The sequence below is a fragment of the Streptomyces sp. NBC_00285 genome, assembly GCF_036174265.1.
Taxonomy (GTDB): domain Bacteria; phylum Actinomycetota; class Actinomycetes; order Streptomycetales; family Streptomycetaceae; genus Streptomyces.
Genome location: NZ_CP108055.1, coordinates 6380677 through 6394223 on the forward strand (window position 1 = coordinate 6380677; position 13547 = coordinate 6394223).

Annotated in this window: 12 protein-coding genes and 1 pseudogene; 6 read left to right on the top strand and 7 right to left on the bottom strand. The window is 70.4% G+C overall.

Annotated features, from left to right (window positions below):
- Positions 1–569 precede the first annotated feature (569 nt).
- The 4 genes from OHT57_RS29600 (at position 570) to OHT57_RS29615 (ending at position 5143) form a co-directional block, all read left to right on the top strand.
- Positions 570–1580, top strand: a complete 1011-nt coding sequence (locus OHT57_RS29600) for a polyprenyl synthetase family protein (protein WP_328749595.1) — start codon at positions 570–572, stop codon at positions 1578–1580.
- Between the two features lie 371 nt (positions 1581–1951).
- Positions 1952–3199: a LolA family protein gene (locus OHT57_RS29605; RefSeq protein WP_328749596.1), complete on the top strand. Its 1248-nt coding sequence runs from the start codon at positions 1952–1954 to the stop codon at positions 3197–3199.
- 74 nt (positions 3200–3273) lie between these two features.
- Complete coding sequence (locus OHT57_RS29610) at positions 3274–4248, top strand: ABC transporter ATP-binding protein (protein ID WP_328749597.1); 975 nt, start codon at positions 3274–3276, stop codon at positions 4246–4248.
- Complete coding sequence (locus OHT57_RS29615) at positions 4235–5143, top strand: ABC transporter permease (RefSeq protein WP_328749598.1); 909 nt, start codon at positions 4235–4237, stop codon at positions 5141–5143. Before OHT57_RS29610 ends, OHT57_RS29615 begins: the two co-directional genes overlap by 14 nt.
- On the opposite strand, the gene OHT57_RS29620 is transcribed toward OHT57_RS29615, so the two are convergent.
- The gene (locus OHT57_RS29620) at positions 5133–5726 is read right to left on the bottom strand and encodes a flavodoxin family protein (protein WP_328749599.1); all 594 of its coding nucleotides are present in this window, start codon (positions 5724–5726) and stop codon (positions 5133–5135) included. The genes OHT57_RS29615 and OHT57_RS29620 overlap by 11 nt on opposite strands.
- Positions 5727–5903: 177 nt before the next feature.
- Positions 5904–6395 (bottom strand): DUF6668 family protein, encoded by a 492-nt coding sequence (locus OHT57_RS29625; RefSeq protein ID WP_328749600.1) that lies wholly within the window; start codon positions 6393–6395, stop codon positions 5904–5906.
- A gap of 129 nt (positions 6396–6524) precedes the next feature.
- Here OHT57_RS29625 and OHT57_RS29630 point away from each other — a divergent pair, with 129 nt between their 5' ends.
- On the top strand, positions 6525–8147 hold the full coding sequence (locus OHT57_RS29630) for a hypothetical protein (RefSeq protein ID WP_328749601.1): 1623 nt from the start codon (positions 6525–6527) through the stop codon (positions 8145–8147).
- Between the two features lie 14 nt (positions 8148–8161).
- Here the strand turns inward: OHT57_RS29630 and OHT57_RS29635 are convergent, their stop codons facing one another.
- The 3 genes from OHT57_RS29635 to OHT57_RS29645 all read right to left on the bottom strand — a co-directional run bounded on the left by OHT57_RS29635 (position 8162) and on the right by OHT57_RS29645 (position 10201).
- A complete protein-coding gene (locus OHT57_RS29635; protein WP_328749602.1) occupies positions 8162–9112 on the bottom strand; it encodes a M28 family metallopeptidase in 951 nt (316 codons plus the stop codon).
- Between the two features lie 151 nt (positions 9113–9263).
- On the bottom strand, positions 9264–9731 hold the full coding sequence (locus tag OHT57_RS29640) for a VOC family protein (RefSeq protein ID WP_328749603.1): 468 nt from the start codon (positions 9729–9731) through the stop codon (positions 9264–9266).
- Between the two features lie 38 nt (positions 9732–9769).
- Complete coding sequence (locus tag OHT57_RS29645; protein WP_328749604.1) at positions 9770–10201, bottom strand: winged helix-turn-helix transcriptional regulator; 432 nt, start codon at positions 10199–10201, stop codon at positions 9770–9772.
- A 161-nt stretch (positions 10202–10362) separates the two neighbouring features.
- On the opposite strand from OHT57_RS29645, the pseudogene OHT57_RS29650 reads away from it, so the two are divergent.
- Positions 10363–11442, top strand: a pseudogene (locus OHT57_RS29650) (MFS transporter); the annotation flags it as partial.
- An 80-nt stretch (positions 11443–11522) separates the two neighbouring features.
- Here the strand turns inward: OHT57_RS29650 and rarD are convergent.
- Complete coding sequence (rarD, locus tag OHT57_RS29655) at positions 11523–12527, bottom strand: EamA family transporter RarD (protein ID WP_443053501.1); 1005 nt, start codon at positions 12525–12527, stop codon at positions 11523–11525.
- Positions 12528–12655: 128 nt separating this feature from the next.
- The gene (locus tag OHT57_RS29660; protein ID WP_328749606.1) at positions 12656–13510 is read right to left on the bottom strand and encodes an SDR family oxidoreductase; all 855 of its coding nucleotides are present in this window, start codon (positions 13508–13510) and stop codon (positions 12656–12658) included.
- Between the last annotated feature and the right edge of the window lie 37 nt (positions 13511–13547).

The window sequence follows — 13547 nt, forward strand, 5'->3', positions numbered from 1 at the left end:
CTTGGTCTGGGGTATTTGAGGCACTTGATCCTTTGCGGCAGCAAGCCTCAACTGGCGCGCGGGAAAAGGTGGATCCATGCATTCCGGATATCTGACGGACCGCCGGATCGAGTGAGCCAAGTCACGCCGGTACGCAAGAGGGGTGAAACGGTCATGTATGCCCAACTCGTAGTCAACCGACCGCTCGTGGGATCCGTCTCCGTCGAGCTCGGCGGACCGCCGCTGTCCGGTCACCGAGTGGGCCGGGTCGGCCTCGCAGGAAGCTCGCGCGCTCACGCGTGGGTGGAGTCGCGCAGGGCACGTGTTGAACGAGCAGCGTTGCTGAGGCCGGGGGCCGGAGGGGGTCGACGAATCAGGGCACCGACGGCTAATTCCCTACAAGTCGATAGATATCTATTCTTTTCGCATGATCAAAAACATACCGGCCGTGATCCGATACCGCCCGGCATGGACAGGGCGGGCGCTATCGGTGATCCAAAGGTGACCGGATACGCTGACTTGAGTGAGGGCAGCGACCTATCGACATTCCGTGTAACCGCCAGTAGACACCAGCAGACAGGAGACCCCTCGTGACCGTCGTCGGGCCGTTCGGGCTGAGCGTGCGGGACCAGGCTCTGGAAGCCGATGTCCAGGCCGGAATGACGGCTGTCGAGGAGGGACTGCTCGAGGCCACCAAAAGCGAGGTCCCCTTCATCACGGAGGCCGCCCAACACCTTGTGCGCGCGGGCGGAAAGCGCTTCCGTCCACTCCTCGTGATGCTCGCCGCCCAGTTCGGGGATCCCTATGCGCCGGGCGTCGTGCCGTCGGCCGTCGTGGTGGAGCTGACCCACCTCGCGACGCTGTACCACGACGACGTCATGGACGAGGCCGCAGTACGCCGCGGTGTCGACAGCGCCAACACCCGCTGGGGCAACTCGGTGGCCGTACTCACCGGCGACTTCCTGTTCGCCCGCGCCTCGCACATCCTGGCCGACCTCGGTCCCGAGGCCGTCCGGGTACAGGCGGAGGCGTTCGAGCGCCTGGTCACCGGGCAGATCCTGGAGACGGCCGGTCCGATGGACGGCCGGGACCCGGTCGAGCACTACCTCGACGTGCTCGGCGGCAAGACCGGCTCTCTGGTGGCGGTGTCGTGCCGTTTCGGGGCGATGATGTCCGGCGCCGACGAGACGGTCGTGGACGTCCTGACCCAGTACGGCGAGCGCCTGGGCGTCGCCTTCCAGCTCGCGGACGACGTCCTGGACATCGCCTCCGACTCTCATGAGTCCGGCAAGACCCCCGGCACCGACCTGCGTGAGGGCATCCCCACGATGCCGGTGCTGCGGCTGCGCGAGCGGGCCGCCCGGCTCGGCCTGGCCGAGGACATCGCCCTGTGCGAGCTGCTCGACTCCGACCTCACGGACGACGCCCGGCACGCCGAGGCACTGGCCGCGCTGCGGGAGCATCCGGCGCTGGAACAGGCCCGCCGCGACACCGTGCGCTACGCGAAGGACGCGCGCGCGGCGCTGGCCCCGCTGCGGGAGTGCGACGCGAGGGCGGCACTGATGGAGCTGTGCGACGCGGTGGTCCACCGCGCGGGCTGAACCGCGCCCTCCCGCGTGACGCAGGTCACGAGCGGGATCCGTGGGCCCCGGTCGGCTCCGGCAACGCGGCACGACCGTCGGCTCCTGCGCCGTCCAGGGCCGTCACCGTCCCGTGCCGACTGCCTTTTCTTGTGCAGCTGACGGTCTCCCGGAGCCGCATCCCCTACGGGTCGTAGGGGGTGCGGCCGTGTCGTGTCATACCCCAGGTGTACGCGGAGTTGGCCCCGAGGGTTGACGCATGGTCATGGCCGATTTGGTCAGATGGACACCACGGAAAACACCACTCCTCACCGATTCGGGTGAGAATGGCGGCTACGGGGTGGACGCAGGGGGAGTTGACGGCCGCCGCCGACGACGGAGGTAAGGCACACATGGCACCGTACGAATCCGACGACAGCGCGACCGCCGACGCCGAGGAACTGCGCGCGGCGCGCCGACGCAAGGCCGCTAGGTACGTCGTGCCGGCCACGGTGGTGGGAATCGCGGCGGCGACCATCGGGCTCGTCCCGGCGCTCGCCGACTCCGGCGACCCGGACCTGCCGAAGATCAGCGCACAGCAACTCATCGAGAAGATCGCCGCGTCCGACGTGGAGCAGCTGTCCGGCACGGTGAAGATCACCACGGACCTGGGACTGCCGGACCTCGGGGGTCTGGAGAGCTCGCTGGGCTCCGCCGCCGGTTCCTCCGGCTCGGGCGACGGCTCGTCCGCCGACCCGACCACCAAGCTCACCGAACTCGCCTCCGGCACGCACACGCTGCGCGTCGCGGCCGACGGTGAGAACAAGCAGAAGGTCTCCCTCCTGGAGGACGCCGCCGAGTACAGCCTCATCCACGACGGCAAGGACGTCTGGGGCTACGACAGCAAGTCCAACTCGGTCTTCCACAGCACGGCTTCCGAGAGCGACGGCAAGCAGAAGGAAGAGCTCCCGGCCACGCCCAAGGACCTCGCAGAGGACGCCCTCAAGGCCGCCGACAAGACCACATCGGTGACGGTCGAGGGCACCGCGCAGGTCGCGGGGCGGGACGCGTACCGGCTCGTCATCAAGCCCAAGGACGAGGGATCGACGGTCGGCCAGATCACCGTGGCCGTGGACTCGAAGACCGGACTGCCGCTGAAGTTCACGCTGACGCCCGCGAGCGGCGGTGCCGCTGTCGTGGACGCCGGCTTCACCCAGGTCACCTTCGCCAAGCCGGCCGCCTCGACCTTCGACTTCACCCCGCCGAAGGGCGCGAAGGTCACGGAGAAGGACGCCGCCGAGGCACCCGACCACTCCAAGGACTTCAAGGACTCCAAGGACCTCGGCAAGGGCTCCACCCATGAGCGCGGCACGAAGGGCCCCGGCGGCTCCGGCGGCCTCGACGGACTGAACGTCATCGGGGACGGCTGGGACTCCGTCGCCACCTTCGACACCGGCGGCAAGGGCGTCCCGTCCGGCGCCGAGGCCGGCGGTGACATCGGCGGCTTCCTGGACTCGCTCGGCGACAAGGTCTCCGGCAAGTTCGGCACGGGCACCGTCTTCAAGACCCGTCTGATCAACGCCCTGATCACGGACGACGGCAAGGTCTACGTCGGTGCGGTCACCAAGGACGTTCTGGTGAAGGCGGCGAACGCGGGCTGAACCGGGAACCTTGCGCGGCGGCCGCACGTAGTAACTGTACGTAGTCGTCGCGTGAGCACGAATTGAGGGAGCCGATGGACGAAGGGTCCGCCGAGGAGCCGGAGCCGAGCGAGGCGGGTGACAGTGTCATCCACACTCGCGCCCTCACCAAGCGGTACCGCGGCGGACAGCTCGCTGTGGACGGTCTCGACCTGACCGTCCCGGCGGGCAGCGTCTTCGGCTTCCTCGGGCCGAACGGCTCGGGCAAGACCACCACCATCCGCATGCTGATGGGCCTCATCGAGCCGACCTCCGGCTCGGCCCGAGTGCTCGGCCGCCCGATGCCGCGCGCCGCCCGGACCGTACTCCCGCACGTCGGCGCGCTCATCGAGGGCCCCGCCCTGTACGGCTTCCTCTCCGGCCGCGACAACCTCGTCCGCTACGACGCGGCGGACCCGACCGCCGACCCACGCACCCGGCGCGTCCGGGTGGCGGCGGCACTGGAGAGGGTCGGTCTGGCGGCCGCCGCGGCCAAGAAGGCGAAGGCGTACTCGCTGGGCATGAAACAGCGGCTGGGCCTGGCGGCGGCCCTGCTCCAGCCCCGTGAACTCCTGGTCCTGGACGAACCGACCAACGGCCTCGACCCTCAGGGCATGCGGGAAATCCGTTCCCTGGTGAGGGAGTTGGCCTCCGAGGGCACCACCGTCTTCCTCTCCTCCCACCTCCTGGACGAGATCGAACAGGTCTGCACCCACGCCGCGGTCATGACCCAGGGCCGTCTGATCACCCAGGGCCCGGTGGCGGACCTGGCGGCGGGCGCCAGGGGGCGGCTGGTCGTGACGACACCGGATCCGTCGGACGCGGCCCGCATTCTGAAGGAGCAGGGCCTCGCAGACGTGGTGGTGTCGGAGGACCGAGTGACCGCCGAGCCCCCGGACCGCGAACTGGCCGACATCAACACGGCATTGGTGAAGGCAGGAGTGCGAGTAAGAGGCTTCGCGGTGCAGCGCCCGTCCCTGGAGGACGCTTTCGTGGCCCTGACAGGGGAGGGCTTCGATGTCGCAGGCTGAGCTGAAGACGTTCAAGGGGTGCGGGCCCGACCGGCCCCAACAAACGGCCCGCAGCCGTCGTACGACCTTCCGAGCCACCCTCCTGCGCAACGAACTGCTCACCACGTTCCGCCGCTGGCGCACCCTGGCTCTGCTCGGCGTGCTGGCGGCCGTCCCCGTCCTCGTAGGGTTCGCGGTCAAGATCGAGACCGACGACGGCTCCTCCGGCGCCGGAGGCGGTGGTGGCCCCGCCTTCATCTCCCAGATCACCAACAACGGCCTGTTCCTGGTCTTCACCGCCCTCGCAGCGACCCTGCCCTTCTTCCTCCCGATGGCCATCGGCGTCATCGCGGGCGACGCGATCGCGGGCGAGGCCAACGCCGGCACCCTCCGCTACCTCCTGGTGGCCCCGGCGGGCCGCACCCGCCTCCTGCTCACCAAGTACGCGACGGTGATGGCCTTCTGTCTGGTCGCCACCCTCGTGGTCGCGCTCTCGGCGCTGACGGTCGGAGCCGTCCTCTTCCCGCTCGGCGACCTGACGACGATCTCCGGCACCCAGATCACCTTCGCGGAGGGCCTGGGAAGAGCTCTGCTGATCGCTCTGGTGGTGGCCGCGTCACTGACCGGCGTGGCGGCCCTCGGCCTGTTCGTCTCGACGCTCACGAACAGCGGCATCGCGGCGATGGCCACGACGGTGGGGCTGCTGATCACCGTCCAGATCCTCGACCAGATACCCCAACTGCACGCTCTCCAGCCGTACTTCTTCTCCCACTACTGGCTGTCCTTCGCCGACCTCATGCGCGAACCGGTCTACTGGGACGACCTGGTGCGCAACCTGGGCCTCCAGGCCCTGTACGCGGCGGTGTTCGGCTCGGCGGCGTGGGCGCGGTTCATGGCGAAGGACGTCACGGTGTGACCTGAGCGTCGGGGTAGCGCGCGAGCGGCGCCTCCTGCTCGAAGAACGTCTTCGCGCGGGTCAGCGCGGCCTCGTCCGCCAGCACGTCACCGCGCTTGCTGCCGTTGCCGAACAGCACCCCGCCGAACCGCATCTTCATGTACGCGGCCGAGTTGTTGAGCGTGCCGACGAACGGGTCGGCGACCAGGGGCCGCTCGTCCGCGAGCACGGACACGCCCCACAGGGTGCGTCCGGCCAGCTGAGCCTTGAAGTCGAGGCCGGGGGTGCGCAGCCAGCCCGACCAGTAGTCCAGGTAGCGCTTGGTGAGCGCGGAGACCGAGTACCAGTAGACCGGCGAGGCGATCACGATGTCCGTCGCCGCGAGCGTGGCGTCGAGCAGCCACTGCGGGGTGTCCCCGGTGGGGGAGTCCAGGTACTCGCTGTCGTGCCGCAGGTCCAGGAAGTCGGGCAGCGGATGCTCGGCGAGGCTGATCCACTGCTGCTCGACATCGGCGGGCAACTGCTCGGCGGCCCGTCGGGCCAGCAGCTCGGTGTTGCCCTCGCTGCGGCTGCTGCCGAGCACGAACAGGAAACGGCGCGTCATGAAATCCCCCAGATGGTCGGCGCACAACGAATACTCGCACCTGCATTATATGCACGCACATTTATATGTCCATGGGGGAGGACCAAGGGGAGGCGTAAGAGGACCGGGCACGGACGGGAGGCGAAGCCGGAGGCGGGGCCGGATACCCCGCCTCCGGCTTCGCCTGTCAAGGACCGATCAGCCGCTGCTGCGGGTGAGGCGGGTCAGTGCCGCGGTTGCGCGCGGGGGCGACCCGTTCAGGTCGCCGAGGCGCCACGCGGACACCCAGGGCACGCGGTACACGTCGACGGTCGACTCGATCTCCTTGGCCTGACGGGACAACGGCCGGGGAAGGCGCCCGGGGGCGTCCGCGACGAGGACGACGGCGTCGAGGTCGAGGCCCGGCGGGTGCTCACCGCGTCGGAAGAGCTCCAGGGCGCGGCGGGCGGCCAGCAGCCCCGCGGAGTGGGTGCGGGCGACGAGGAGGACGGAGGTCGGGGCGCCGGGGCCGGGCCAGTCGCGTCCGCTGTCGTGACCGCCGTAGACGGCGGCCAGGGTGGAGACGCCGGCGCCGCCATGGGTGCCGACCCACGCGTACCGTCGTCTCCCGGCGGGGGCCACCGGCCCGCGGATCCAGATCTCCGGCCCCTGCTGCACGCTCTCCACCTCTCGCCGCACGTCGGTGCGCATGTCCGCGCTCCGACTCTGCCATCCCACCCGCCCCGCACCTCCTGGAACAGGCCTGTGACATCACGGTGACGTGAGGACCGGGGGCGAGCGGAGAGACTCGACAGTACGTGCACGACCGTGAGGGATGAGATGTCTCGACTCAGCCGCGACAAGAAGCTGGACGACCAGCGGGGGGCGACCCCTATCGACGTCCGCGTCCCCGTGACCGGTGAGGCCGCGACGGTGGCCGGAACCCCGGTTGCCGCGCCCCCGGGCGAGGACCTCCACCAGACCGTCCTGACCCACCTCCACCGCCTCGCCGTCACCGCGGGACGCCCCGTCAACGCCTTGATCCACGACGCCCGTATCGGCTGGGTGGTCCCCCTGGAGGTCACCACGGACGGCTCCAGCCGCTTCACCGCGGAGCCGGTGCGGATGGCTCCGACGGAGGGCACCGGGAGCGAGCCGAGGACCATGGGGCCCTCCGTCGACGAGCGGCAAGGGCCGAGGGCGACCGGACCGTCCGCCGACGAGCGGCAAGGACCGGGTGAGGCCGCCCACGAGCGGAACGAGCCGAGTCCGACCGTCGGATCCGGTGCCCCCGAGCCCACGGGACTTGTGCCGCGGACGTCGTGGCCACCCGCGGGCGGACCGGCCGAGCCTGACCGGCATGTCCCGCTCCTGCCGCCGGAGGAGTCCGGGCAGGACCCGGCCCCTACGTTCCGGATGCGGAAGCTGCCCGCGGGCGGACCGGCCGAGTCCGACCAGCACGTCCCGCTCTTGCCGCCGGAGGAGTCCGCGCAGGACCCGGCGCCCACGTTCCGGATGCGGACGCTGCCCGCGGCACAGCCGGCGGACGCCGGAGCGAGCCCGACGCACGTCCTGCGACAGTTGCCGGAGCCTCAGGCTCCCGGGACGGCCGTGGCCCCGACGGGCGAGTTCGGCCCGCCGCCCGTGATGGATGTGAGGCCGTCCTCCACCCCCGAGCCACTCCCGCCGGCCGACGCTGTCCCCGCGCCCGGCCCGCTGCCGTCGGCCGGTCCCGCCCCGAAAGCCGCCCCGGCCTGGTCCGTCGCCGACCCGACACCGTTGCCCCTGCCGACCGAGCCGGGTCCCGCTCCCGCCCTCAGGCCCCTGCCGCCGGCCGGCTTCGCCGATGTGCCGCAGCCACTGCCGTCGGCACAGCCCACGCCTCGCCCCGGCCTCTTCCTGGACCCCGGCCCCCTTCTGGACGACCCCGATCCCAAGCCGACGCCCGTGCGGGGGTTCGACGCCGTGGCCGAGGCCGTGCTGGGGGAGGGACTGGTGGTGGACGAGGCCGTTCTCGTGGAACCCGTCGCGCGCATCAGCGAGGCCGTTCAGGAAGGGCGGACCGAGGCCGCGGCGGAGTTGGCGGAGCGGACCGTCACCCAGGCGTCCGACAGCTTGGGCGGCGAGCATCCCGACGTGCTCCGCGTGCGTGAACTCGCCGCCTACATCGCCTACTTGGGCGGCGAGCCGATCCGTGCCGCGGAGATCTCCCTCGACCTCGCGGCGATCCAGCACCGCACCGGGGACGCCGAGGCGGCCTACGGCAACGTGCAGAGCGCGGCCACCGCGTGGAAGGCCGTACGGGACCCCCTGCAGGGTCTGGCGTTGGGCCGTGAACTGCTCACCCTGTGGACGGACATGGCCGCCGGGGAGGGCCCGGCGGCCGACGACAGGGGCAAGCTGGAGTCGGCCCGCGCCCGCATGCTCCGCCTCGCGGAACGGGCACGGACCGCCGACCAGTAGCCCGACAGCCGCTGTTACTGCGACAGCCCCCACACCGCGTACGCCACCGCGTCACTGTTGCGGTCCAGGGCCGTGTCGTTGATGTTGGCCGCCGTGTCGCACGACGAGTGGTAGCAGCGGTCGAAGGCCAGCCCTGACGTGCCACCCCACTTGGCCGCCTGCGCCGCCGTCTTGACGTAGTCGGCACCGCTGAACAGCCCGCCCACCGGCACGCCCGCGTTCTTGAACGGCGCGTGGTCGGACCGGCCGTCGCCCTCGGTCTCGATCTCGGTCGGGACGCCGACGCCGGCGTAGTACTCCTTGAAGGTCTTCTCGATGGCCGGGTCGTCGTCGTAGACGAAGTAGCCGGGGTTCGGCGAGCCGATCATGTCGAAGTTGAGGTAGCCGCTGATCCGTGAACGGTTCGCGGTGGAAAGGCCGTTGACGTAGGTGCGGGAGCCGACCATGCCCAGCTCCTCCGCGCCCCACCAGGCGAATCTCAGGTGCTTGGTGGGGTGGTAGCCGGCCCGGGACACCGCGAGCGCGGTCTCCAGGACGGCCGCCGAACCGGACCCGTTGTCGTTGATGCCCGCGCCCGCCGTCACGCTGTCGAGGTGCGAGCCGGACATGATCACCTGGTTGGTGTCACCGCCCGGCCAGTCCGCGATCAGGTTGTACCCGGTGCGGCCGGAGGACGTGAACTGCTGGACCGTCGTGGTGAATCCGGCGGCGTCCAGCTTGGCCTTGACGTAGTCGAGCGAGGCCTTGTAGCCGGTGCGGCCGTGCGCGCGGTTGCCGCCGTTGGCGGTGGCGATGGACTGGAGCTGGGTCAGATGCGCCTTCACGTTGGCCACCGGGATGTCCGGGGCCGCGGCCACCGCGGGCTGTCCCGCGGGGGCCGCGCCGGCTATGGATCCGCCGGCCAGGAGGGAGACGGCGGCGACGACGGCGGTGGCCGCGACGCGTCCGGGAACCGAGAGCTTCATGTGGGGGGCTCCGAATTCCATGGGGATCCCTGCAGTCACAGGGATTCCACAGCGAATGGGTGCCTGGATGGTGGGGCTGAGGTTGACTCACCGTCAAGAGCGCAATCCGGTCACACCAGTTCGCATATCGGATATCGCCGCTCTCAAGTGCTCATTGCACGCAGAATTCGTTCCCCTCCGGATCCGCCATCACCACCCACTCACCGCCCCGCTCCTTCACCTCCCGCAGCACGCTCGCCCCGAGCCCCGTCAGCCTCTCGACCTCGGCCGCCCGCTGTCCGTCCGGGGCGTGCAGGTCCAGGTGGAGCCGGTTCTTGACCGTCTTCGCCTCCGGCACCCGCTGGAACAGCAGCCGCCGTCCCAGCCCGGTGCCGCTGTCCATGTCGTACGGGTCGTCGGGATGCCGTACGGCGATCAGGTCCCGGAAGGCGAGGCGCGCGTGGTGTTCGACGGTGGCCTCGCGCGGCAGCGCGCCGAGCTCCAGCAGCCGCTGGACGAGCGCGTCGTTGTCCTCGGCCAAGTAGTGCAGAGCGGCAGCCCAGAAGTCGGCCTGGGCGTGCGGGTCGCCGGCGTCGACGACCAGTTTCCAGTGCAGGGGTGCGGGTGTGGTCTGCGTCATGGAGCCACTTATAGCGGCGAATCAGGTCCTGGAGTGTCCTAAACGACTTCCGCCGCTCGCCGGTCGTAGGCCTCCCGGGCCACCGCGATCTCCTCCTGGTGCGCCTCGGTCCAGGTCACCAGCGAGCGGATCGTCGCGTGCAGGGTGCCGCCGAGCGGAGTCAGTTCGTACTCCACCCGGGGCGGTACGACCGGATGGACCGTCCGCTTCACCAGCCCGTCCCGCTCCAGCGAACGCAGCGTCACCGTCAGCATCCGCTGACTGACCCCGTCGATCTCCCGGCGCAGCTCGGTGAAGCGCAGCCGCCGGTTCTCCAGCAGGGCGATGACGAGAAGGGACCACTTGTCGGCGACCCGGTCGAGGATCTGCCGTACCTGGCAGTCCTCGCGGGTGTCCCATTGGAAGGGGTCGGCGTCGCCGTGGTCGGTACCCGCGCAGTTACTCGGTGACTTCGAAGTGCCTTCTTCCATGTCTGTCGATGCTGCCTGAGGCTGGAGGTGGTTACAAGAGGGAACTGACCCTCGGTCGAGTAACCCCCTACCGATGGAGTGTGGTCATGGGCGCACGCGCCTGGGCGCTGTTGCTCGTCCTGTGCGGAACGATCTTCCTGGAGGGTGCCGACATCGCGATGATGGCCGTGGCGATCCCCTCCATCCGGTCCGACCTGGGGCTCGCGACCGACACCGCGGCCTGGGTGATGAGCGCCTACGTGCTCGGTTACGCCGGTTTCACCCTCCTCGGCGGACGCGCGGCCGACCTGCTCGGCCGCCGCAGGATGTTCCTGCTCTGGCTGACGGTCTTCCTCCTCTTCTCGGGCCTCGGCGGCTTCGCGACCGAAGGCTGGATGCTGGTCGTCGCCCGCTTCGTCACCGGGGTCTCCTCCGCCTTCATGACACCGGCCGCGCTGTCCCTGATCACCACGTCCTACGAGGAGGGCCCGCAGCGCAACAAGGCCCTGCTGGTCTACGCGGGCACCGGAGCCGGCGGCTTCTCGCTGGGTCTGGTGATCGGCGGCCTGCTCACCGAACTCGGCTGGCGCTGGGTGTTCTTCGCGCCGGTACTGATGGCCGGCGCCCTGCTCCTCGCGGCGTTCCGGCTGATCCCGCGGCCGGCGACCCCGCCCCGGACCGGACACGGCTTCGACCTCCCCGGCGTGCTCACCGCCGCCGGCGCGATGCTGCTGGCCGCCTACACCGTCGTACGCCTCGAACACGGCCTGGACGCATGGCGGTCGACGACGGCGTCCGCCCTCGGTGCGCTGCTGCTCGGGGCCGCCTTCGTCGCCGTGGAACGCCGGGCCGCGCATCCCCTGGTCCGGCTCGGGATCCTGCGCACGGGACCGGTCGTACGGGCCGACCTCGGGGCGTTGCTGTTCGTCGGGGCCTTCTTCGGCTTCCAGTTCGTGGTGACGCTCTATCTCCAGGAACTGCGCGGCTGGTCCTCGTTCCAGACCGCGATCGCCCTGGTGATCATGGGCTGCGACGCGGTGCTCGCGCCCACCCTCACCCCGCGGCTCGTCGCCCGCTTCGGCAACGCGCGCGTGATAGTCGGCGGCTTCCTGCTGGCGGTGCTCGCCTACGGCCTCTTCCTGCCGGTCGGCATGGACTGGCCCTACCTGGCGATGTTCCCGACGCTGATCATCGCGGGGACCGCCTTCGCGCTGGCGTACGGGCCGCTGACGATCGCGGCGACGGACGGGGTCGCCGAGTCCGAGCAGGGCCTGGCGAGCGGACTGCTGCACACGGCGACACAGTTCGGCTCGGCGATCGGGATCTCCGCGGTGACGGCGGTCTACGGCCTGGCGCTGGGCGAGGCCGGCGACTCCGGACCCGAGGCCAGGCTCTCCGCCTTCCGTACGGCGCTGACGGTGCCCGTCGTCATGGTGGTGCTGGGCCTCGTGATCTCCCTCCTGAGTGTCCGCGCGGTGCGCAGGGCGTCCCAGGTGAGCAGCGTCAACGCCAGCCAGACCAGCGCGAACCCGGCCCAGCGCTCGGGCGGCATGGCCTCGCCGAAGTAGAAGATGCCGAGCATGAACTGGAAGACCGGGGCCAGGTACTGCAGCAGCCCGAGCGTGGACAGCGGCACACGGATCGCGGCGGCGCCGAAGCAGACCAGGGGGAGCGCGGTGACGATGCCGGTCGAGGCGAGCAGCACCGCGTGTCCCGGCCCCTCGGTGGCGAAACTGAGGTCGCCGTGCGAGCTCAGCCACAGCAGGTAGCCGAGCGCGGGCAGGAACTGGATCGCGGTCTCGGCGGCCAGCGACTCGACGCCCCCGAGGTTCACCTTCTTCTTGACCAGGCCGTAGGTGGCGAAGGAGAAGGCGAGCGTGAGGGAGATCCACGGCGGCCGCCCGTACCCGAGGGTGAGGACGACCACCGCCGCGGCACCGACCCCGACCGCCGCCCACTGCGCGCGCCGCAGCCGCTCCTTGAGCAGCAGCACGCCCATGGCGATGGTGACCAGGGGATTGATGAAGTACCCGAGCGAGGCCTCGACGACGTGTCCGCTGTTCACGGACCAGATGTAGACGCCCCAGTTCACGGTGATGACGGTCGCGGCGACGGTGACGAGCGCGAGCCTGCGCGGCTGCCGCAGCAGCTCACCGGCCCAGGCCCAGCGCCGGACGAAGAGGAGCGCGACGGCGACGAAGGCGAGCGACCACACCATGCGGTGGGCGAGGATCTCCGCGGACCCGGCGGGCTTGAGCAGGGGCCAGTACAGCGGAACGAGTCCCCACATCCCGTAGGCGGCGAAGCCGTTCAGCAGACCTATGTGCCCCTCGCCTCTCGACTTCACGGACCCTCCTCCTCGCACCGTCCTCGCCGCACGAAGGTAACGCCGAGCGCCCCCGGCTGTCATGTCCGTATCGGCATACGGTCATGACAGTCGGAGGCGCGGCACCCAGGGGTCTGCCGGGGGAGTGATCAGCCCTTGAGTGCGACCGAGATGGACTCGGCGATCGGGGTGGCGGGGCGGCCGGCCAGCCGGGACAGGTCACCGGAGGAGACGACCAGCTCGCCCTTCGCGATGGAGGCGTCGACGCCGGCGAGGATCCCGGCGAACGGCCCGGGCAGCCCGGCGCCGGTCAGGATCCCGGTGTAGGCCTCGACGGAGACGGCGTTGTAGGCGATCTCCTTGCCGGCCTGCTTGCCGACCTCGGCCGCGTACTCGGCGAAGCTCCAGGCGTCGTCGCCGCCCAGCTCGTACGTCGAGTTCTCGTGACCCTCGCCGGTCAGCACGGCCACGGCGGCAGCCGCGTAGTCGGCGCGCGAGGCGGAGGAGACACGGCCGTCACCGGCGGCCTGGACGACCGCGTTGTACTCCAGGACGGGGGCGAGGTTCTCGGTGAAGTTCTCGTTGTACCAGCCGTTGCGCAGCAGCGAGTAGGGCAGACCGGAGGCGAGCAGCGCCTTCTCGGTGACCCGGTGGTCGTCGGCGAGCGCGGCCGTGAGAGTGCCGGGCGCGCTGGTGTACGCGAGGAGCGCCACGCCCGCGGCCTTGGCGGCGTCGATGACGACCTGGTGCTGGGCGGGGCGGCCCTTGTCGAACTCGTTGCCGGAGATCAGCAGCACCTTGTCGCCGGCCGCGAAGACGCTGTCGAAAGTCTCGGGGCTGTTGTAGTCGGCGACCGCTATCTTCACGCCCTTGGCGGCGAAGTCGGCGGCCTTCTCCGGAGTGCGGACGACGGCGGTGATCTGCTCGGCCGGAACCTTCTCGAGCAGCTGCTCGACGACGTGGCGGCCGAGGTGTCCGGTGGCTCCGGTGACGACGATGCTCATGGTGGCGATCTCCTTGTGGGGTGCGGTGGTACTAACC

Excerpts from the sequence above, each read along its gene's own strand:
- OHT57_RS29605 (WP_328749596.1), top strand. The coding sequence starts at position 1,952 with ATGGCACCGTACGAATCCGACGACAGCGCGACCGCCGACGCCGAGGAA.
- OHT57_RS29610 (WP_328749597.1), top strand. The coding sequence starts at position 3,274 with ATGGACGAAGGGTCCGCCGAGGAGCCGGAGCCGAGCGAGGCGGGTGAC.
- OHT57_RS29615 (WP_328749598.1), top strand. The coding sequence starts at position 4,235 with ATGTCGCAGGCTGAGCTGAAGACGTTCAAGGGGTGCGGGCCCGACCGG.
- OHT57_RS29620 (WP_328749599.1), bottom strand. The coding sequence starts at position 5,726 with ATGACGCGCCGTTTCCTGTTCGTGCTCGGCAGCAGCCGCAGCGAGGGC.
- OHT57_RS29625 (WP_328749600.1), bottom strand. The coding sequence starts at position 6,395 with ATGCGCACCGACGTGCGGCGAGAGGTGGAGAGCGTGCAGCAGGGGCCG.
- OHT57_RS29630 (WP_328749601.1), top strand. The coding sequence starts at position 6,525 with ATGTCTCGACTCAGCCGCGACAAGAAGCTGGACGACCAGCGGGGGGCG.
- OHT57_RS29635 (WP_328749602.1), bottom strand. The coding sequence starts at position 9,112 with ATGAAGCTCTCGGTTCCCGGACGCGTCGCGGCCACCGCCGTCGTCGCC.
- OHT57_RS29640 (WP_328749603.1), bottom strand. The coding sequence starts at position 9,731 with ATGACGCAGACCACACCCGCACCCCTGCACTGGAAACTGGTCGTCGAC.
- OHT57_RS29645 (WP_328749604.1), bottom strand. The coding sequence starts at position 10,201 with ATGGAAGAAGGCACTTCGAAGTCACCGAGTAACTGCGCGGGTACCGAC.
- OHT57_RS29660 (WP_328749606.1), bottom strand. The coding sequence starts at position 13,510 with ATGAGCATCGTCGTCACCGGAGCCACCGGACACCTCGGCCGCCACGTC.